This window comes from Pelagibius sp. (assembly GCF_965227505.1).
Taxonomy (GTDB): Bacteria; Pseudomonadota; Alphaproteobacteria; order Kiloniellales; family Kiloniellaceae; genus Pelagibius.
Window position 1 is genome coordinate 767,650 of record NZ_OZ245757.1, and the last position, 19,026, is coordinate 786,675.

Below are 19,026 nucleotides of genomic sequence, written 5' to 3' on the forward strand. Positions count from 1 at the left end.
CCGCCCGGTGTCATAACACCGCTTTAATGACCTCGGTTGAAAGAACGACCGCCTTTGGCGGCTATCGGCACCGGCACCTCCTCGGGATCGAGGGGCTGACGGCACCGGAGATCCTTTTCCTTCTCGACCTCTCAGACAGCTACGTTGCGCTGAACCGCGGCAGCGACAAGAAGAAAGACCTTCTTGCCGGGCGAACGGTCATCAATCTTTTCTTCGAAAGTTCAACGCGTACCCGGACGTCCTTCGAGCTGGCTGCGAAGCGGCTGGGGGCCGACGTCATCAACATGTCGGTCGCCTGGTCCTCGATCAAAAAGGGCGAGACGCTGATCGATACGGCGATGACGCTGAACGCCATGCACCCCGATGTGCTGGTGGTGCGCCACCCCGATTCCGGCGCCGTCCAGCTGCTGTCCGAGAAGGTGAACTGCGCCGTCATCAACGCCGGCGACGGCAGCCATGAACACCCGACCCAGGCGCTGCTCGACGCCCTGACGATCCGCCGCCGCCTCGGCGGGTTGGAGGGGCTGCTGGTCGCCATCTGCGGCGACATCGCGCACAGCCGCGTGGCGCGCTCCAACATCCATCTGCTGACGACCCTTGGCGCCCGCGTGCGCCTGATCGCGCCGCCCACGCTGATGCCCGGCCAGGTCGAGCGCATGGGTGTCGAGACCTTCCATGACATGCGCAAGGGGCTGGAGGGCTGCGACATCGTCATGATGCTGCGCCTCCAGACCGAACGCATGCAGGGCAGCTACGTGCCCTCGACACGGGAGTACTACCGCTTCTTCGGACTCGATCAGGACAAGCTCCAGGCCGCCAAACCCAATGCCCTCATCATGCATCCGGGGCCCATGAACCGCGGCGTCGAGATCGACAGCGATCTCGCCGACGACATCAACCGCTCGGTCATCCGCGAACAGGTGGAGATGGGTGTGGCCGTGCGCATGGCCTGCCTGGAGACCCTGAACGCCAACCTCATGGCCTCGGAGCATACGCCGGAGCGCCTCGCCCGATGACTCAACCGGCGACTCAGCTGCTGCCCAAGCACCGCACCGCCTATGTCAATGCACGGCTTCTCGACCCGGCCACGGGTCTCGACGTGCCCGGCGCCCTGCTGGCCGAAGATGGCCGCATCACCGACTTCGGCCCCCAGCTTTTTGCGGACGGCGTGCCGCAGGGCATCCAGACCGTCGACTGCCGCGGCGCCTGCCTAGCGCCGGGTCTGGTGGACATGCGCGTTCATATCCGCGAGCCCGGCGAAGAGCAGAAGGAAACCATGGGCAGCGCCGGACGGGCGGCCGCCGCGGGGGGCGTGACCTCGGTCGTGGCCCTGCCCAACACCGATCCAGTCATCGACGACGTGGCCGGGGTCGAGTACATCGCGCGGCGCGCCCGCGAGGAAAAGAGCGTCAAGGTCTACACCTACGCCGCCGTCACCAGGGGCACGGAAGGCAGGGAACTGACGGAGATGGGCCTGCTCGGCGAATACGGTGCCGTGGCCTTCACCGACGGCACCCGCTCCATCGCCTCGGCACAGGTCATGCGCCGCGCGCTTTCCTACGCCAAGACATTCGGCCATCTGATCGTGCAGCACCCGGAGGAACCGAGCCTTGCCGGCGGCGCCATGAACGGCGGCGAGATGGCAACCCGCCTGGGACTGCCCGGCATTCCGGCGGTGGCCGAGGTGATGACGGTGGAGCGGGATCTGCGCCTCGTCGAACTGACCGGCGGGCGCTACCACGCCGCCCATGTGTCCACCGCCGAGACGGTGGATGTCATCCGCCGGGCCAAGGCCCGCGGCCTTGCCGTCACCTGCGATACGGCGCCGCACTATCTGACCCTCAACGAGATTGCCGTGGGCGATTATCGCACTTTCGCCAAGGTCTCGCCGCCGCTGCGCAGCGAGGAGGATCGCCGCGCGGTGGTCGCGGGTCTGATCGACGGCACCATCGATGCCATCGCCAGCGATCACAGCCCGCACGATCAGGAATCCAAGCGCCTGCCCTTCGCCATCGCCGAGCCCGGCATCGTCGGTCTGGAAACCCTGCTGCCGCTGTCGCTGCAGCTCTACCACTCGGGCGGCATCGGCCTGCTCGACCTGCTCGGCCGGCTGACCGAGAAGCCGGCGGCCATCCTGGGCCTCAAGGGTGGCCAGCTGGCGAAGGGGGCGCCGGCGGACCTGATCCTCTTCGATCCCGACCGCGCCTGGCGGATCGACCCGGACCGCTTCGAAAGCAAATCCAAGAACACGCCTTACGAGGGTCTGCCGGTCCAGGGGCGCGTGCGCCGCACCGTCGTGGACGGCCGCACCCTTTTCGAAGCGGCCTGAGCGGGCCAGGCGCGATGCCCGACCCGATCTCCTGGGAGTTCACCTGGCCTTACCTGGCCGCCGCCCTCGCCGGCGGCTACCTGCTGGGCTCCCTGCCCTTCGGTTTGATCCTCACCCGCCTCGCGGGCCTTGGGGACGTGCGGCAGATCGGTTCCGGCAACATCGGCGCCACCAACGTCCTGCGCACCGGGCGGAAAGGCCTGGCCGCCGCTACCCTGCTGCTGGATGCCGGCAAGGGCATCGCCGCGGTCCTGATTGCCCAGATCTGGGGACCGGATACGGCGTTGGTTGCCGCTCTCGGGGCAGTGGTCGGACACCTCTTTCCCGTCTGGTTGGGCTTCAAGGGCGGCAAGGGCGTCGCCACGGCGCTCGGCGTCTTTCTGGCCCTCTCCTTTCCTGTCGGCGCCGCCTGCTGCGGCGTCTGGCTGCTCGTGGCTCTGGTCTTCCGGATGTCTTCCCTCGCGTCTCTCTGCTCCGTTGCCGCAGCGCCGCTGCTCTCCTGGTTTCTGCTGTCCGACCTGCAAATGGTGGAACTGACGGCTGCAGTTGCCGCGCTTGTGTGGTGGCGCCACCACCCCAACATCCGCCGGCTGTTGAAGGGCGAGGAACCAAAAATCGGCCAGAAGAAAGAATGAGTCCCCCCGATCATGGCGGGCCTAGATCTACAGAACCGGCCAACCTGTACCAGAAGCCTGGTTCAGGTACCCCTTAGATAGCGAGCTGCGTGGACCGAATCCTGTATGAGGTTGCGATGACCACAACAAAGCTTGAATTGACGGATTATCACGAGATCTATGCGCTCCACCGCGCCCTTCTTGAAGGAAAGTTCTCTAGGGCTCCTTTTAGCACGGAGGTCACTGGGAGCCCGTTTGTCGCCAGCGTGGCAAACAAAACCATGGATGCCCTAATCCAAAAGGAGCGCGACCGCGGACGCGAAGATTACGCCCGCATTTGGGAAGAGAGGCGTCAGATGAGCCCAAAAACACATTCTGAGTACTGGGAAGCTGCGATCCGAAGTCTGGAGGGCTCAGAAATCTGGCTTACTTGGTCAGCCGAAAAGAAAAAGGAGGTTGCGGCAACTGTGCTCAGCCCCTTCACAGCTTCTGACGATGTTATGCGAAGGTTTATCGAAGAAGCTGACAAGGCTGCCCAGAGGTAGCTTATTGATGGGGAAATCGGCTGACCATTGCCGCTCCTGACAGGCGAGGAGCCAAGAATCGTCCAGAAGAAGACCCGACACAGGCCTTCTCTTCGTTCCCGTCATCCGCCGGGGCTTGACCTTTGTGCCCCGGCGTGACGATCTAAACGGGATGCAGCAGGACACCATTAAACCTCTGGACGATGAAGCGCGCCTCGCCTGGCTGCGTCTGATCCGTTCGGAAAATGTCGGCCCGGTGGTGTTCCGCCAGCTTCTCGAGCGTTTCGGGTCGCCAAGCGGTGCCCTCGACGCATTACCGGAGGTCGCCGCCCGCGCCGGCGGAAAGCGCAGGATCAGGGTCTGCTCCCGGGCCGATGCCGAAGCGGAGATGGCCGCGACCAAGCGGGCCGGCGCAAAGCTGCTGGCCTGGTGCGAACCCGCCTACCCGGTCCTGCTGCGGGAACTGGAGGACGCGCCGCCGCTGCTGATCGTCCTTGGCGATCCGGCGGCTTTGTCCGCCCCGGCGGTCGGGATTGTCGGCGCGCGCAATGCCTCGGCCAACGGCCGGCGCTTCGCACAGGGTCTGGCGGCGGAGATTGCGGAAGCGGGATACGCCGTCGTCTCCGGCATGGCCCGGGGCATCGACACCGCCGCCCACCTCGGGGCGCTGCCGAGGCCCAGCGTCGCGGTACTGGCCGGTGGCGTCGATGTCGTCTACCCGCCGGAGAACGACCGCCTCCACCGCGATCTGCAAGAAAGTGGTGCTGTCATCTCCGAGATGCCGCTGGGCACCACACCGCAGGCCCGGCACTTCCCGCGCCGTAACCGTCTGATCTCCGGCCTCGCCTCCGGTCTGGTGGTTGTCGAGGCGGCCAAGCGCTCCGGCTCGTTGATCACCGCGCGCTTCGCAGCCGAACAGGGGCGCGACGTCTTCGCCGTGCCAGGTTCGCCTCTGGACCCGCGGGCGGCCGGCTGTAACCATTTGATCCGGGAGGGCGCGACCTTGGTGGACTCCGCCGCACAGGTCCTTGACGACCTGCGCAGAACAGTTCCGGCGGCCGGGCCGCAGCAGGTCTCCACGCCCGGGCATCCGGCGCCGCCGCTCCCTTTGCCATCCGTCCGGGAAAACGCCGAGGCCGGTTCCGCCGAACGCCGGAACCTGGAGGAACTGCTGGGTGCGGAGCCGCTTCTGGTCGACGAACTGGTACGTCTTTCAGGCCTGCCGATCGGCGTTGTCCATAACGCTTTGCTCGACCTCGAACTGTCCGGACGCATCGAGCGCCATCCGGGTAACCGTGTTGCGCGACTTTACAAAGCCCCTGCCGACCTATTATGAGGTCGGTCCCATTGACCGAGCATTGACTTGGTATTGACCGGGGGCCCGCTGCGACACATCTGTGGCAGGGGTCGCAGAAAGCCTGGAAAGGCACAGCTTTAGCGAGATCGTAAGGAACTGAGCGAATCATCCCAGCGCATGAACGTCGTCGTCGTTGAATCGCCCGCCAAGGCGAAAACCATCAATAAGTACCTGGGCAAGGACTTTCAGGTCCTTGCCAGCTATGGCCACGTCCGCGACCTGCCGGCAAAAGACGGCTCGGTGCGGCCCGACGAGGACTTCTCCATGAGCTGGCAGGTCGACGACCGGGGCGAAAAACGCCTGAAGGAAATCGCCGATGCGGTGAAGCAAAGCAAGCACCTCTATCTCGCGACCGACCCGGACCGCGAGGGCGAGGCGATTTCCTGGCACATCGTCGAGGAACTGAAGCGCCGTCAGGTGCTCGACGGCGTCGATGTCGAGCGCGTGGTCTTCAACGAAATCACGAAGAAGGCGATTGCCGAGGCCTTCGACCATCCTCGCAGCCTGAACCGCGAACTGATCGACGCCTACATGGCGCGCCGCGCCTTGGACTATCTGGTCGGCTTCACCCTGTCGCCGGTGCTCTGGCGCAAGCTTCCCGGCAGCCGCTCTGCCGGACGCGTGCAGTCCGTGGCCCTGCGCCTGATCTGTGAGCGCGAAGCCGAGATCGAGGTCTTCCGCCCTCAGGAATACTGGTCCATCGAGGTTTCGCTGCTGAACAGCGCAGGTGCCGGCTTTACCGCCAGGCTCACCCACCTCGACGGTACCAAGCTCGACAAGTTCGACCTCGGCAACGAGGCCGCGGCCAAAGCGGCGACGGCAAAGCTGGAGGCGGCAACGCAGATTGCGGTGTCCCAGGTCGAGCGCAAGCAGACGAAGCGCAACCCCTACCCGCCCTTCACCACCTCCACCCTCCAGCAGGAGGCTTCGCGCAAGCTGGGCTTCGGCGCCACGCGCACCATGCGCGTCGCCCAGAAGCTCTACGAGGGCCTCGACCTCGGCGGCGAAACGGTCGGCCTCATTACCTATATGCGGACCGATGGGGTGCAGATGGCCGACGAGGCCCTGTCGTCCACACGCTCGCTGATCTCGACGGACTACGGCGATCCCTACCTGCCGGAGGGTCCGCGTCAGTACAAGTCGAAAGCCAAGAACGCCCAGGAAGCGCACGAAGCCATCCGTCCGACGGATCTCTTCCGCCGGCCCAAGGACATCGCGGCCTTTCTCGATGACGACGGCCGCAAGCTTTACGATCTCATCTGGCGCCGCACGGTGGCCAGCCAGATGGCCTCGGCCGAACTCGACCAGGTCGCTGTCGACATCAAGGCCGACGGCGGCGTCGCCCAGCTGCGGGCGACCGGCTCCATCGTCACCTTCGACGGCTTCCTGACGCTCTATCAGGAAAGCAGGGACGACCGCGACGGCGAGGCGAATGGACCCAATGGCGAGTCCGACAAGCCGGGCGACCGCCGCCTGCCCAAGCTGAGCGAAGGCGAGGCCCTGACCCGCCAGGAAGTCCGCCCCGAACAGCACTTCACCCAGCCGCCCCCGCGCTACACCGAGGCCAGCCTCGTGAAGAAGATGGAAGAGCTGGGCATCGGGCGGCCCTCGACCTACGCCTCGATCCTCCAGGTGCTGCAGGACCGCGACTACGTGCAGCTCGACCGCCGCCGCTTCGTGCCGGAAGACCGCGGCCGCCTGGTTGTCGCCTTCCTCGCCAGCTTCTTCGAACGCTACGTGCAGTACAACTTCACCGCCGAGATGGAAGAGAAGCTCGACGACATCTCCGGCGGCCGCATCGATTGGCGCCTCGTCCTGAGGGACTTCTGGTCGGCCTTCAGCACCTCGGTCGAGGGGGCCAGCGGCCTTTCCATCACGCAGGTCATCGACGCCCTGGACGAAGATCTTGGGCCGCACTTCTTTCCCCACGACCCGAAGAACCCGGACAAGAACCCGCGTGCCTGCCCTTCCTGCGGCGACGGGCGGCTGGGCCTGCGCTTCAGCCGCACCGGCGGCTTCGTCGGCTGCTCCAACTACCCTGAATGCCGCTTCACGCGGGCTCTGGCCGTGCCCGGCGAGGGGGACGACACCGACGGTGTCGATCTGACCAACCCCAAGCCGATCGGCGAAGACCCGGAAAGCGGCAAGACCGTCACCCTGCGCAAAGGGCCCTTTGGCATCTATCTCCAGGTCGGCGAGCCGGAAGGCGACACCAAGCCCAAGCGGGCGTCCCTGCCCAAGGGGCTCTCCCCGGCAGAGGTCGATCTTGCCAAGGCACTGGCCCTGCTTGCCCTGCCGCGCGAGGTGGGCAGCCATCCCGAAGACGGCAAGACGATCACCGCCGGCATCGGGCGCTACGGCCCCTATGTGAAGCACGGGTCGACCTACCGTTCGCTTACCGAAGGCGACGACGTGCTGACCATCGGGCTCAATCGGGCCGTCGCCCTGATCGCCGAAGCGCCGAAGCGCGGCGCGGCGGCGGGCCGCCCGCTGGGCGATCATCCCGATGACGGCAAGCCGGTGACCCAGGGCAAAGGCCGTTTCGGGCCTTACGTGAAGCACCTGCGTCTCTACGCCTCGATCCCGGGCGATGTCGATCCGGAAACGATTACGCTGGAGCAGGCCCTGCCGTTGCTCGCGGCTCAGGCCGAGAAGAAGGCCGCGAAGAAACCGGCAGCCAAGAAAAAGGCCGCCGCGAAAAAGAAGCCGGCAGCCAAGAAGAGCGCAAAGAAAAAGACGGCAAAGAAAGCATCTGCCAAGAAAGCACCGGCGAAGAAGGCGAAAGCCGTTCCCTCGACGGTCGCCGACTGACGTTGCCGCGCAAGAAGGAACCGGCCGCCAAGGCCCGCTCCGCCCCCTTCCCCACCAAGGAACAGGTCCTCACCTTCATTAAGGACAGCGCGGAGCCGGTCGGCAAGCGCGAGATCGCCCGGGCGTTTCGCATCAAGGGCAACGACCGCATTCGCCTCAAAGCGCTTCTGAAGGAACTGCAGGCCGACGGCCTGCTCGAGCGCCAGGTCGGACGCCGCCACGCGACGCCGGGACACCTGCCCTCGGTAATGGTGATCGAAGTGAGCGAGCTCGACGAAGACGGCGAGCTGCGTGCCCGACCCGCCGTCTGGGAAGACGAGGCACCGCCACCCACCATTTATCTGGCGCCGCCGCGAGGCAGCCGTTCGGCCCTTGCGATCGGCGAAAGGGTGCTTGCCCGTCTCAAGAAGACCAGCGATCAGAGCTACGAGGCCCAGGTCATCCGCAAGCTCGATCGTCCGCAGCGCAGGGTGCTGGGCCTCTATGAGCGGGGCGACGAAGGCGGGCGCCTGCGCCCGACCGATCGGCGCGCCAAACGGGATTTCATCCTGTCCTCCGAGAATGCCGGCGAGGCCCGGCCGGGGGAACTCGTGCTGGCCGAAATCCTGCCGGAGCGCCGGCGCGGCCCGCGCCTGGGCCTGCGCTCCGTCCGCGTCGTCCAGCGTCTCGGGCGCGGCGACGATCCGAAGGCGCTCAGCCTCATCACACTGCATGAACACGGCCTGATCAGCGAGTTCCCGGAGGAGGCCGTCGCCGAGGCGGAGGCCGCTGGCCCTGCAGAACTCGGGAAGCGCGAGGACCTGCGCGCCCGTCCTCTGGTGACCATTGACGGTGCCGATGCCAGGGATTTCGACGACGCGGTCTTCGCAGAGCCCGATAGCGACCCCGGGAACGCGGGCGGCTGGCACCTGCTGGTCGCCATCGCCGATGTCGCCCACTATGTGCGGCCTGGCAGCCCGCTCGACCGCTCGGCCTATGCGCGCGGCAATTCGGTCTACTTTCCCGACCGCGTCCTGCCGATGCTGCCCGCTGCGCTCTCCAACGGCTGGTGCTCCCTCAACCCGAAAGAGGACCGGCCCTGCATGGCGGTCCATCTTTGGATCGACGCCGAGGGCCGCCTGCTGCGCCAGCGCTTCCTGCGCGGGCTGATGCGCTCGGCCGCGCGGCTCACCTACGAGGAGGTGCAGGCCGCCCATGACGGCGGGCCGGCTCCGCACGGTCAAGGAGACAACGAGGCGGTCTTGGCCCAGGTGCTGCCGCCGCTCTATGGCGCCTTCGCTGCTCTCATCAAGGCGCGGGAGAAACGCGGCACCCTTGAACTCGACCTGCCGGAGCGCAAGGTGCGCCTTGCCGAGGACGGGAGGGTCGTCGCCATCGAAGCGCGCGAACGCCTCGACAGCCACCGCCTGATCGAAGAATTCATGATCGCCGCCAACGTGGCCGCGGCGCGGGAATTGGAACGGCTTGGCCAGCTTTGCATGTACCGGGTTCACGACAAGCCCGACCCGGTGCGCCTCAAGGCTCTGGCCGAGGTGCTGCGCGGGCTGGGCCTGCGCCTGAACGCCAGCCAGGTCGTGCGTCCGCGCATGCTCACACAGCTTCTGGTCAAGGTTGCGGGGCAAGCCGAATCCGGCCTCGTCAACGACCTCATTCTGCGGGCCCAGAGCCAGGCGATCTACAGCCCCGAGAACATCGGCCACTTCGGCCTGGCCCTCACCCACTACGCCCACTTCACTTCGCCCATCCGGCGCTACGCCGACCTTCTGGTGCACAGAGCGCTCATCGCGGCTCTGGGGCTCGGCAAGGACGGGCTGCCGCCGGACGCGGAAGGCCGCTTTGACGAGGCCGCCTCCCACATCAGCACCACGGAGCGCCAGGCCGCCGCCGCCGAGCGCGATGCGGTCGACCGCTTCACCGCGGCCTTCCTCCAGGACCGGGTCGGGGCGGACTTCGATGGACGGATCAACGGCGTCACGCGCTTCGGGCTCTTCATCACCCTTGACGAGAGCGGCGCCGATGGCCTGGTTCCCATCAGCACTTTGCCCGACGACTTCTACCGCCACGTCGAAGCGCGCCACAGTCTGGAGGGCGAGCGCTGGGGCCGGGTCTACCGGCTCGGCGACCGGGTGCGGGTCCGTCTGCTCGAATCCGATCCCGTCACCGGCGGTCTCATCCTCTCCCTGGCGGAGCCGGAGGACGAATCAACCGAAACGGGTAAATCTCTGGAGAACTCTCGTAAGAATTGGAACCCTCTGGACGACGCCCAGGGCCGGCCCGCCAAGGCCCGAAAATTGCCACAAAAGCCGGGCAGAAAGAGAAACCCTGCCAAGCCGGGGCGGAAAGCAGCGCCGGCCGCCAAAGGGCGGACGCGGAAAAAGCGAAAGGGTCGGTAGAGAATTATTACCTTGGCGTTAACGAATCTTTGACGCTACGCGGTGCTTACTAACAAACGCAAAGTGTTGAATCTGCCTGGATCAACGGATTTGCGCTTTGCGTAGAGTTAACGACTTCGTTTATTGTTCCGACCAAGGGGCGCATCGGGGGTTGCTAAGGGTGGCAATGAGGTTTGGGTCAATCAAGACCATCGAACTGAACGTGTTTGAGTTCCGCGGCCTGCTGCGGCGCGCCGGGCCCTTGTGCTTCGCATTCCTCATGGTCGCCTGCGCCTCGCAGGACTCGGCCCCGCCGGTCGGCTATGACGAGGCCCGGGCCGGGCACCTTTTCAGCACCGGCTACGGCTACGTTTCGGACATCTTTATTGAGGAAGTCTCGATTTCCCAGCTGGCGATCGCCGGCATGGGCAGCTTGGCCAGCATCGACCCGGCGATTGGCGTGGCCCGGGACGGCGATCTGGTGAAGGTCAGCATCGACGGCACCTCGATGGCCAGCTACCCGGCGCCCGGACCTGACGACGCCAAAGCCTGGGGCGCCTTGACGGCTGCCGCCATCAGCGCCAGCCGCTACCACTCCGATGACCTGGACGGGGCCGATCCGGAGCAGCTCTACGAGGCGGTCTTCGACGGGGTGTTGAGCCAGCTGGACAGCTTCTCCCGCTATGCGGGGCGCGAGGCGGCGCGTGAGAACCGCGCCAGCCGTGACGGCTTCGGCGGGATCGGCATCAGAATCCGTCTGATCGAGGAAGGCGTCCTGGTCCTCTCCGTTATGGAGGGCACACCGGCCGAGGACGCCGGCCTTGCCACCGACGACGTGATCACCGCAATCGACGGCGCCCCGGTGGAAGGGCTTTCCCAGCGCCAGGTCGTTCGCCGCCTGCGCGGACCGGTCCGATCGGCGGTCAACCTCACGATCGACCGCAGTGCCTCCGAGACGGCGCTGCAGTTCGTCGTAAAGCGCGCCCACATCGTGCCGCAGACCGTGTCCTATCGGCGCGAAGGCGACCTGGCCTACATCCGCCTCTCCAGCTTCAACAAGCGGACGACGGATAGCCTGAAGCAGAAGGTCAAGCAGATCGAGAACGAGTTCGGCGAAGATCTGAAGGGCCTCATCCTCGATCTTCGCGGCAATCCTGGCGGCTTCCTCGATCAGGCGGTCGAAGTCTCCGACCTCTTCGTCAGCGACAGCCGGATCGTTGCCACGCACGGCCGTCATCCCGACAGCCATCAATACTTCAGCGCCGGCCGCGGCGACCTGATCGCGCGGGTGCCGATGGTCGTCCTGGTCGACGGCGGTTCCGCCTCGGCGGCTGAAATCGTCGCCGCCGCGCTGCAGGACTCGGGCCGCGCGGTGGTCGTCGGAAGCACGTCGTTCGGCAAGGGAACCGTCCAGAGGATCGAACAGCTGCCCAACCAGGGTGAACTGACTCTGACCTGGGCCCGCTTTCATGCACCCTCCGGCTATGCCCTGCACCGCCGCGGCGTTCTGCCGGACATCTGCACCTCCGGCGAAGTCACCGACCTGGACGACGTGATGACGCTGATCGACAGCGGCGCCATGCCGCTGGACCGCAGCCTGCGGCTCCAGGAAATCGACCTCAACGACGATCAGGCGGTCGAAAACCTGCGGTCCAACTGCCCCTCGCGGGAGGAGTTGGCCGAGCTGGACCTCGAGGTGGCGACCCAGCTTCTGGAGGACCCTGCCCTCTTCGCGCGGGTCTTCGAGAGCGCCCCGGACACCGCACTCAGAAACAACAGCCTCGTCAAAGCTTCCGGCGGCTGATAGGACGAAAGTCTCATGTCTGTCTGGCCCGGGACCGCTTGACAGACCGCGCCAGACCAGTATTTTCCCCGCACTCCCCGACACGTTTGGGTGTCGAGTTCAGGTTTAAAGGACGGCGGACATGGCCAAGCCAGCCACGCAACTGATCAAGATGGTGAGCACCGCGGACACCGGCTACTTCTACGTGGCCAAGAAGAACCCGCGCACCATGACCGAGAAGCTTGAATTCCGGAAGTACGATCCCGTCGCGCGCAAGCACGTGATCTTCAAGGAATCCAAGATGAAGTGATCCTCGGCCGCCCTTGGCGGCCATGGATCAAGCAGCGCTGAGCGGCCGCCCTGACGCGGCCGTTTTGCGTTTCCGGGATCTGTTCTTTGGCTTGCGGTCGACCGTTCGACCTAATCGGCACCGGCGGCAGTGGCGGAGGGGGAACGCTGGGCGCGCCGCTCCAGCTCTGCGGAGCGTACGCAATTCCGCCCCCCGGCCTTGGCCGCGTAGAGGGCTTCGTCGGCCCGTGAGATGAGCATCTCCGGCGTTTCCGTGGGATCGCGGGTCGTCGCAACGCCGATTGAAATGGTCACGTCCAACGGCGCGTTGCTGCCTGAAACCTCGAATGCCTCGCCGGCGACCAGGCCGCGCACCCGCTCCGCCACGTTGACGGCCACGTCGATGTCCGCATCGGGCATGACGATCACGAACTCTTCGCCGCCGTAGCGGCAGACGAGATCGATGTCCCGCACGCCGTCGGCGACCCGCTCGGCCAGCTCGCGCAGCACCTCATCGCCGGAAGTGTGTCCATAAGTGTCGTTCACGCTCTTGAAGTGATCGAGATCGAACATCAGCAGCGAGACAGGCTTCACGGTCTCCGCGATCTCGATGATCTTGCGGTCGAGATGGGCGTTCATGTAGCGCCGGTTATAGACACCGGTCAGCGTGTCCGTATAGGCCAGCGCGACGGAGCTGCGCAGCATATCGCTCAGCTTGTCGTGGTAGCGCCGGCGGCGGATCTGGGTGCGCGTACGCGCGCGCAGTTCGTTGCGGTCGATCGGCTTGATGACATAGTCGGTAACGCCGATCTCGAGCCCCTTTGGCAGGCGCGGCAGATCCTCTTCGTCCAGAAGCAGGAGGACCGGAACGTGACGGGTATCCTCCTGGGAGCGGAACTGCGAACAAAGCCGCAGGCCGTCTTCCTGGCCCAGATGCAGACTGACGATCAGCAGATCGTAAGCCGTGCCTTGTGTTGCGTTGAGGGCCTCGGATGCCGTCCGGACATGGTCCGTCCGGTGCCCGTCCTCGCCCAGGTAGTCGGCCACCTTGGCGGCAAGGGTATCGCTGGCATCGGCCAGCAGCACGCGGGCGTCGCGGATACGGCCATCGACCTCAACGTCATTTTCCGACAGCATCTCGCCATTGCCGCTGGCCGCCTGTCGCACCCGCAGCTCGTCCGTCATCAGCTTCAGCCGCGCCAGAGACCTTACCCGGGCGAAGAGAGCGATGTCGTTGACCGGCTTGGTGAGAAAGTCGTCGGCGCCCGCTTCGAGCCCGCGCACACGGTCGGAAACGTCGCTGAGCGCCGTCACCATGACCAGGGGAATGTGACTTGTCGCCGGATCGGCCTTCAGCTTCTCGCAAAGCTCGAAGCCATCCATCCCCGGCATCATCACATCGCTGAGGATCAGGTCCGGCGCCTCGTTGCGCGCCATCTCGATGGCCTGGTGTCCATCCGAAGCGGTCAGAACCTCGAAGTACTCAGCCGAAAGCTTGACTTCAAGGAGCTTCACATTGGCGGGAATGTCATCAACAACCAGGATTCGCGCGGTCATCGTCGGCCGTGCCCTGTCGCGGCTAGTTCAGGAACCGCTCGACAGTCTCCAGGAAGTTCGTGACCGAGATCGGCTTGGCGATGTAGGCCTCGCAGCCACCCTCGCGGATCTTCTCCTCGTCGCCTTTCATGGCAAAGGCGGTCACGGCGACAACCGGAATGGCTTTCAGGTTGTCGTCTTCCTTGATCCACTTCGTCACTTCCAGGCCGGACACCTCGGGAAGCTGGATGTCCATCAGGATCAGGTCGGGCCGGTGCTCGCGCGCCAGGCGCAGCGCTTCCATCCCGTCCTTGGTCTGCAGAATGTTGTAGCCATGCGCCTCGAGGAGGTCATGGAAGAGCTTCATATTCAGTTCGTTGTCTTCCACAATCAGCACAGTCTTCGCCATGCCCTCGCTCGCAACGCTGTTTGTTCCATTCATCATGCTGTTTGCCCTGCCCCGTGGCATTCTGGATAGATGGCACTGTCCTCGGGAATGACGGCACCGACGAAACCATCTCAAAGTCCGGTGGAATTACCGCAGTCCCCCTGCCGCGCCCCGACACCAGCTTCACCACAGTGATAGAACGATAAAGTTAATTTTTGGTAAGTTTTGCCTACACTACGTTCTGGTGCCACGTTCACCAAGAGGCAAAATAGGTAGGAAATTCATGCAGATCGGCGTTGATCTTGGCGGCACGAAAATCGAAGCCGTCGCAATCGACCGAAATGGCGCCACTTTGGTACGCCGCCGCGTTCCCACGCCGCGGGAAGACTACGCCGCGACCATCGCAGCCATCGCCGATCTGATCGACGACGTCGAGCGCGAGGTCGGCGCGCGCGGAACCGTTGGCATCGGCATCCCCGGCGCCTTTTCTGCAGCCAATGGTTTAGTCAAGAATTGCAACTCAACTTGGCTGTTGGGAAAACCGCTCGACAAGGATCTCACCGCGCGTCTCGGCCGGCCACTGCGCATTACCAACGACGCCAACTGCCTGACCGTCTCGGAGGCCACCAACGGCGCGGCTGCCGGCGCCGGCATCGTGTTCGGCGTGATCCTCGGTACCGGCGTGGGCGGAGGCATCGCCATCAACGGGCGCCCCCATGTCGGACGGAACGCCATCGCCGGCGAATGGGGCCACATGTCCCTGCCCTGGCCACAGCAAGACGAGCTGCCGGGGCCGCCCTGCTACTGCGGACTGCAGGGTTGCGTTGAAACGTTCCTGTCGGGACCCGGGCTGGCCCGCGACTTCGAGGCGGCGACGGGAACGAAAGCGACCGCCGCGGAGATCGCGGAACAGGCAGAACGCGGCGGCCAGGCCGCCAATGCGGCGCTGGAACGCTACGAGGACCGCCTGGCGCGGGCCCTGGCCCCGGTCATCAACCTTCTGGACCCGGACGTCATCGTGCTCGGCGGCGGCGTCTCCAACATCGAACGGCTCTATTCGAACGTCCCCGCGCTGCTGCCGCGCTATGTGTTCTCCGACGAGATCACTACCCCGGTTGTCAGGGCGGTTCACGGCGATTCGAGCGGCGTGTTCGGGGCCGCGCATCTCTGGCCGGCAGAGGGCCAGCCCCTTCCGGCGCGAGAAGCGGGCTGAGCGGTGCCGGCCGTTTGTCGAGATTGCCTGCAGCAGTTTGGTGCGCGGGACGCGCCGGCGCCGGACCTGGAGACAAACGGCCGCTGCCCCAGCTGTGAAAGCCCGCGGCTGATCCGCCACGCGGAACTCGACAGCCTGTCGATCGCCCACATCGACTGCGATGCCTTCTATGCAAGCGTGGAAAAGCGCGACCGGCCGGAACTGCGGGACAAGCCGGTGATCGTCGGCGGCGGCCGCCGCGGCGTGGTTTCGGCAGCCTGCTATGTCGCCCGGATGTACGGGGTGCACTCGGCCATGCCGATGTTCAAGGCGCTGAAGGCCTGCCCCGACGCGGTTGTCATTCGCCCGGACATGGCGAAGTACAGCACCCTGGGAAAGGATATCCGCGAACGCATGCGTGCGCTCACGCCTCTGGTGGAGCCGCTCTCGATCGACGAGGCTTTCCTCGACCTGAGCGGGACGGAGGTGTTGCACCATGGCTGGCCGGCGCGCAGCCTGGCGCGCCTCGTCAAGAGTATCGAAGACGACCTCGGGCTGACGGCGTCCATTGGCCTCTCCTTCAACAAGTTTCTCGCCAAGATCGCATCCGACCTGGACAAGCCGAGGGGCTTCGCGGTGATCGGCCGTGGCGAGGCACGCGCATTCCTGGCGGAGCAACCCGTCAGCATCATCTGGGGGGTCGGCAAGTCGCTCAGGGCCGCACTGGCCCGCGACGGAGTTACCAAGGTGCGCCACCTTCTGCCCTACGAGGAAAACGCACTCATCGCCCGCTACGGCAGCATCGGCAGCCGCCTTTACCATTTCGCGCGCGCCGAGGACGGGCGCCGGGTCAGTCCCGAGGGCGTAACGAAGAGCATCTCTTCGGAGACGACCTTCAACACGGACATCGCCTCCGCCGAACGGCTTGCGGCGCAGCTTTGGCCGCTTTGCGAAAAGGTGGCCAAACGTCTGAAGCGCGCCGCGCTGGCTGGCGGATCCGTTCACCTGAAGCTGAAGACCGCGGAGTTCAAGCTGGTTTCCCGTTCGCGCCGCCTGCCGACGCCAACCCAGATGGCCGAGGAAATCTATCGCACGGCGGAGCCGCTCTTGCGTCACGAGGCCGATGGGCGCGCCTTTCGGCTGATCGGTGTCGGCGCCGCCGATCTGGTTGCAGACGACGACGCCGACCTGCCGGACCTGCTCGACCCCGAACGCAACAAGCGCGTCAAAGTCGAACTGGTGATGGATCAGGTTCGCAGCAAGCTGGGGGACGAGTCGATTATCAAGGGTCGCGGCCTGAGCGCCGATCCCAGCGGCGACCTGCGCGGCGGCGACAAGGATGGGTCGAAGCGGGGCGCCGGCCGCGGGCCGCAGGCGCGCAAACCCTGAAGCCGGTCAGCGGTTGAGTGGCGACAGCCGGATGTCAGCGGCCCGCGATCAGCAGTCGGGCACCGGCAAAGGCTCGACGGCGCTGAGGTCGGCGTCGAGCACGAAGTCGCCGTAGTTCAGACGCATCTCGTCGACGATACCGTTCGCGAAGAGGCGCAGTCCCTGCTCCTGCTCCGGCTCGGCATTCGACTCGTCGGCGCCGTAGAACGCAAGGGTCATGCGCCAGGAGGGCACCTTCGACAGCAGCGGGCTGGCAATGCCGGTTCCGCTTCCTGGCGGCAGGCGGCGTGACAGCGCAGCCGAAACCCCGAACAGCCCTTCCTCTCCAGAGCCGTCGAAGACCAGCCGCCAATGCGGCACCATGGTCTCCTGCGCCTTGGCCAGAACTTCGATCGTGTGCTGGGTCGGAAACAGGGTCCCGTCCGGAAGCACGATCTCACGTTCCTCCGGCTCGGTGAATACCGCCCGCCCTGAACCGTCGTCGTTCAAGGTTGCCTCTCCGCGGACGCGCTCGGTCTCGCCACCGGCACCAAACCGGCGAATGAAAAAACGATACCTCTTGCCGTCCTTGGACTCCCAGGACGACAGGCTCCATCCGAAGTCAGCCACAAAACCGTCGTCGTAAATCAGATTGACGCGGAAGCGCTGGACCACGGTCCAACCGTCGCAGGCATCCGCCCACTCGAAGTCGAAGCGACCCTGTGCCTGCACCACCGGGCTGGCACTGCTCGCATCGCCCAGGCTCAAGGCATAGCTCGCCCGGTGGGGGACGAGGTCGACGCCGGCCGTGTCGGCCGCAGCGGATGCCGGCAGCCCCCAGCACAAAGCCAGGATCGCCAAGGCACCCCACTTCGGTAAACGCATGATCAGTTCCCCTGCGGCTTGGGCCGCGCCCGCGGTGCTGTCCGTCATTAGCTCTAAGTGCTTGCATATCTCTTAAACATCAAGCCCTTCGGCCCAATTGCGCAGGGATCGAAGAAGCCGGCCAGCGGCTCGCGGCGGCGGCAAAATCTGCCGCGCGGGCGGCAGATTCCTCCTTTCGTACAGCCGGAAAATAGTCATAACTAATTGATTTTTATAAATATTACTGTGGCATCAGCCTTGCATCGATACCCTTGGGACGGGGACTAAAGTGGGTGGACAACGGGATGATTCCAGATCTTTTGGATGGGATGAGGTTCGAGAACCTGATCGCGCAGGACAGCCTGCCGCAGCTCTGCTCGGTGGCGGACCGCCTGCGGCGCATTGCCAACGATTCTCCGGACGCGCTCGGACCGGGTGGCCTGAGGCTGCTGGACGATCTGCTCGAAGCGGCGGCGGCGGCGGAACAGTCCATCGCGCTGCAGCGCGCCCGCATCCGCTTCCTTGAATCGCTCTCGGTGACCGACGAGTTGACCACCCTGCTGAACCGCCGCGGGTTCGAGACCGAGCTCTCCCGGGCTCTCGCCCGCGCCCGCCGGATGGACGAAAAAGGTCTGCTGCTGCTGTGCGATCTGAATCATTTCAAGGCGGTCAACGACACCTACGGCCATCAGGCCGGCGATGCCATGCTGCGCACGGTCGCAAAGGCCCTGAGGCGTTCGACCCGCGAAAGCGACTATGTGGCCCGGGTCGGCGGAGACGAGTTCGCGGTGATCATGACCCATACGTCGATCACAGAGAGCGAATTCCTTGCGCGCAAGCTGTCCAGGCTGATCAATGGACTGAGCGTGCCCTGGCAGGACACTCTCCTGTCCGTCTCCGCAAGCTTCGGCATGGCCAACTACGACCGTCGCAGCCAGCCCGAAACCCTCATCTTCCTTGCCGATCAGGATCTCTACCGCAACAAACGCCCTCAGCTTGTCTCCAGCGGAGGCTGACGCCCGTCCGCATTGCAGTGCAGGCAGGTGTCAACCGGGTCTTTTCCCAATGCCCGATGCGATGCTATAGGCTGGCAGCATGCGCCTGCCCCGTGCGATCCGCCTCGATCAGTCCGATCCCCAGGTCTTTCCCAAGGCTTGCCCGCCGGGCGAGTGGGCTATTCCCGGCACCTTTGTCTTTGCCGACCTGCCGGCCGAGAGCGTCGATAACAAGCTGCGCCTTGCGTTCGGCTCGGCCTGGCTGGGCATAGAGAGCTTCGGCTTCACGACCCTGGTTGAGGTGGCTGAGATCGACGAGGCGGGGTTCTTCCGCCTCGTGGAACAGTTGGGCCGGCATCTGGTCACGCAGTACGGCGCCCCCGGGCTTCCCGAAGCGCTTCTGGCGGCGCGGGCGGAGCTGGAAGATACGGCCGGTCTCTGTGACCACAAGCTCGGCAGCCTGCTGGCAATCGAGCGGGAAATGACAGAGGCGGGCATCACGGAGCGGGTTCGCGTGGTCCAGCCGCAGCGGGCCAAAGATCACGCCCGAATCTGGACGATAACCGACGACGAAAACGGCAGCGGTTAGACTGCGCCCACGGGGC

16 protein-coding genes are annotated in these 19,026 nt (G+C 65.3%); 13 read left to right on the plus strand and 3 right to left on the minus strand.

Annotated features, from left to right (window positions below; translation table 11 throughout):
* The first annotated feature begins 26 nt into the window (after positions 1-26).
* From ACO06P_RS03695 to rpmG, 9 genes are all read left to right on the plus strand, one after another.
* A complete protein-coding gene (locus ACO06P_RS03695; RefSeq protein WP_420348659.1) occupies positions 27-1,016 on the plus strand; it encodes an aspartate carbamoyltransferase catalytic subunit in 990 nt (329 codons plus the stop codon).
* Positions 1,013-2,329, plus strand: coding sequence for a dihydroorotase (pyrC, locus tag ACO06P_RS03700; protein WP_420348660.1), 1,317 nt, complete (start codon positions 1,013-1,015; stop codon positions 2,327-2,329). The genes ACO06P_RS03695 and pyrC overlap by 4 nt, the downstream gene beginning before the upstream one ends.
* 14 nt (positions 2,330-2,343) lie before the next feature.
* The gene (gene plsY / locus ACO06P_RS03705; protein ID WP_420348661.1) at positions 2,344-2,964 is read left to right on the plus strand and encodes a glycerol-3-phosphate 1-O-acyltransferase PlsY; all 621 of its coding nucleotides are present in this window, start codon (positions 2,344-2,346) and stop codon (positions 2,962-2,964) included.
* A 116-nt stretch (positions 2,965-3,080) separates the two neighbouring features.
* Complete coding sequence (locus tag ACO06P_RS03710; protein WP_420348662.1) at positions 3,081-3,488, plus strand: hypothetical protein; 408 nt, start codon at positions 3,081-3,083, stop codon at positions 3,486-3,488.
* Between the two features lie 151 nt (positions 3,489-3,639).
* A complete protein-coding gene (gene dprA, locus ACO06P_RS03715; protein ID WP_420348663.1) occupies positions 3,640-4,803 on the plus strand; it encodes a DNA-processing protein DprA in 1,164 nt (387 codons plus the stop codon).
* A gap of 138 nt (positions 4,804-4,941) precedes the next feature.
* On the plus strand, positions 4,942-7,635 hold the full coding sequence (topA, locus tag ACO06P_RS03720; protein ID WP_420348664.1) for a type I DNA topoisomerase: 2,694 nt from the start codon (positions 4,942-4,944) through the stop codon (positions 7,633-7,635).
* A gap of 2 nt (positions 7,636-7,637) precedes the next feature.
* Complete coding sequence (gene rnr / locus ACO06P_RS03725) at positions 7,638-10,028, plus strand: ribonuclease R (RefSeq protein ID WP_420348665.1); 2,391 nt, start codon at positions 7,638-7,640, stop codon at positions 10,026-10,028.
* A 166-nt stretch (positions 10,029-10,194) separates the two neighbouring features.
* Positions 10,195-11,811 (plus strand): S41 family peptidase, encoded by a 1,617-nt coding sequence (locus ACO06P_RS03730; RefSeq protein ID WP_420348666.1) that lies wholly within the window; start codon positions 10,195-10,197, stop codon positions 11,809-11,811.
* 121 nt (positions 11,812-11,932) lie between these two features.
* Positions 11,933-12,100 (plus strand): 50S ribosomal protein L33, encoded by a 168-nt coding sequence (gene rpmG / locus ACO06P_RS03735; RefSeq protein WP_299626760.1) that lies wholly within the window; start codon positions 11,933-11,935, stop codon positions 12,098-12,100.
* 110 nt (positions 12,101-12,210) lie between these two features.
* On the opposite strand, the gene ACO06P_RS03740 is transcribed toward rpmG, so the two are convergent.
* Positions 12,211-13,635, minus strand: coding sequence for a PleD family two-component system response regulator (locus tag ACO06P_RS03740; RefSeq protein ID WP_420348667.1), 1,425 nt, complete (start codon positions 13,633-13,635; stop codon positions 12,211-12,213).
* A 22-nt stretch (positions 13,636-13,657) separates the two neighbouring features.
* The gene (locus ACO06P_RS03745; RefSeq protein ID WP_299393115.1) at positions 13,658-14,023 is read right to left on the minus strand and encodes a response regulator; all 366 of its coding nucleotides are present in this window, start codon (positions 14,021-14,023) and stop codon (positions 13,658-13,660) included.
* 262 nt (positions 14,024-14,285) lie between these two features.
* On the opposite strand from ACO06P_RS03745, the gene ACO06P_RS03750 reads away from it, so the two are divergent.
* On the plus strand, positions 14,286-15,215 hold the full coding sequence (locus ACO06P_RS03750) for an ROK family protein (protein WP_420348668.1): 930 nt from the start codon (positions 14,286-14,288) through the stop codon (positions 15,213-15,215).
* A gap of 3 nt (positions 15,216-15,218) precedes the next feature.
* Positions 15,219-16,583 (plus strand): DNA polymerase IV, encoded by a 1,365-nt coding sequence (locus ACO06P_RS03755; protein ID WP_420348669.1) that lies wholly within the window; start codon positions 15,219-15,221, stop codon positions 16,581-16,583.
* Between the two features lie 48 nt (positions 16,584-16,631).
* On the opposite strand, the gene ACO06P_RS03760 is transcribed toward ACO06P_RS03755, so the two are convergent.
* On the minus strand, positions 16,632-17,447 hold the full coding sequence (locus ACO06P_RS03760; RefSeq protein WP_420348670.1) for a cell envelope integrity EipB family protein: 816 nt from the start codon (positions 17,445-17,447) through the stop codon (positions 16,632-16,634).
* A 308-nt stretch (positions 17,448-17,755) separates the two neighbouring features.
* On the opposite strand from ACO06P_RS03760, the gene ACO06P_RS03765 reads away from it, so the two are divergent.
* Together ACO06P_RS03765 and ACO06P_RS03770 are read left to right on the plus strand one after the other, a co-directional pair.
* A complete protein-coding gene (locus ACO06P_RS03765) occupies positions 17,756-18,442 on the plus strand; it encodes a GGDEF domain-containing protein (RefSeq protein ID WP_420348671.1) in 687 nt (228 codons plus the stop codon).
* Between the two features lie 79 nt (positions 18,443-18,521).
* The gene (locus tag ACO06P_RS03770; protein ID WP_420348672.1) at positions 18,522-19,010 is read left to right on the plus strand and encodes a DUF6505 family protein; all 489 of its coding nucleotides are present in this window, start codon (positions 18,522-18,524) and stop codon (positions 19,008-19,010) included.
* The last annotated feature ends 16 nt before the right edge of the window (positions 19,011-19,026 follow it).

Excerpts from the sequence above, each read along its gene's own strand:
- rpmG (WP_299626760.1), top strand. The coding sequence starts at position 11,933 with ATGGCCAAGCCAGCCACGCAACTGATCAAGATGGTGAGCACCGCGGAC.
- ACO06P_RS03770 (WP_420348672.1), top strand. The coding sequence starts at position 18,522 with ATGCGCCTGCCCCGTGCGATCCGCCTCGATCAGTCCGATCCCCAGGTC.
- pyrC (WP_420348660.1), top strand. The coding sequence starts at position 1,013 with ATGACTCAACCGGCGACTCAGCTGCTGCCCAAGCACCGCACCGCCTAT.
- ACO06P_RS03765 (WP_420348671.1), top strand. The coding sequence starts at position 17,756 with ATGAGGTTCGAGAACCTGATCGCGCAGGACAGCCTGCCGCAGCTCTGC.
- ACO06P_RS03750 (WP_420348668.1), top strand. The coding sequence starts at position 14,286 with ATGCAGATCGGCGTTGATCTTGGCGGCACGAAAATCGAAGCCGTCGCA.
- ACO06P_RS03695 (WP_420348659.1), top strand. The coding sequence starts at position 27 with ATGACCTCGGTTGAAAGAACGACCGCCTTTGGCGGCTATCGGCACCGG.
- ACO06P_RS03745 (WP_299393115.1), bottom strand. The coding sequence starts at position 14,023 with ATGGCGAAGACTGTGCTGATTGTGGAAGACAACGAACTGAATATGAAG.
- plsY (WP_420348661.1), top strand. The coding sequence starts at position 2,344 with ATGCCCGACCCGATCTCCTGGGAGTTCACCTGGCCTTACCTGGCCGCC.
- ACO06P_RS03730 (WP_420348666.1), top strand. The coding sequence starts at position 10,195 with ATGAGGTTTGGGTCAATCAAGACCATCGAACTGAACGTGTTTGAGTTC.
- ACO06P_RS03710 (WP_420348662.1), top strand. The coding sequence starts at position 3,081 with ATGACCACAACAAAGCTTGAATTGACGGATTATCACGAGATCTATGCG.
- ACO06P_RS03760 (WP_420348670.1), bottom strand. The coding sequence starts at position 17,447 with ATGCGTTTACCGAAGTGGGGTGCCTTGGCGATCCTGGCTTTGTGCTGG.
- ACO06P_RS03740 (WP_420348667.1), bottom strand. The coding sequence starts at position 13,635 with ATGACCGCGCGAATCCTGGTTGTTGATGACATTCCCGCCAATGTGAAG.
- topA (WP_420348664.1), top strand. The coding sequence starts at position 4,942 with ATGAACGTCGTCGTCGTTGAATCGCCCGCCAAGGCGAAAACCATCAAT.
- dprA (WP_420348663.1), top strand. The coding sequence starts at position 3,640 with ATGCAGCAGGACACCATTAAACCTCTGGACGATGAAGCGCGCCTCGCC.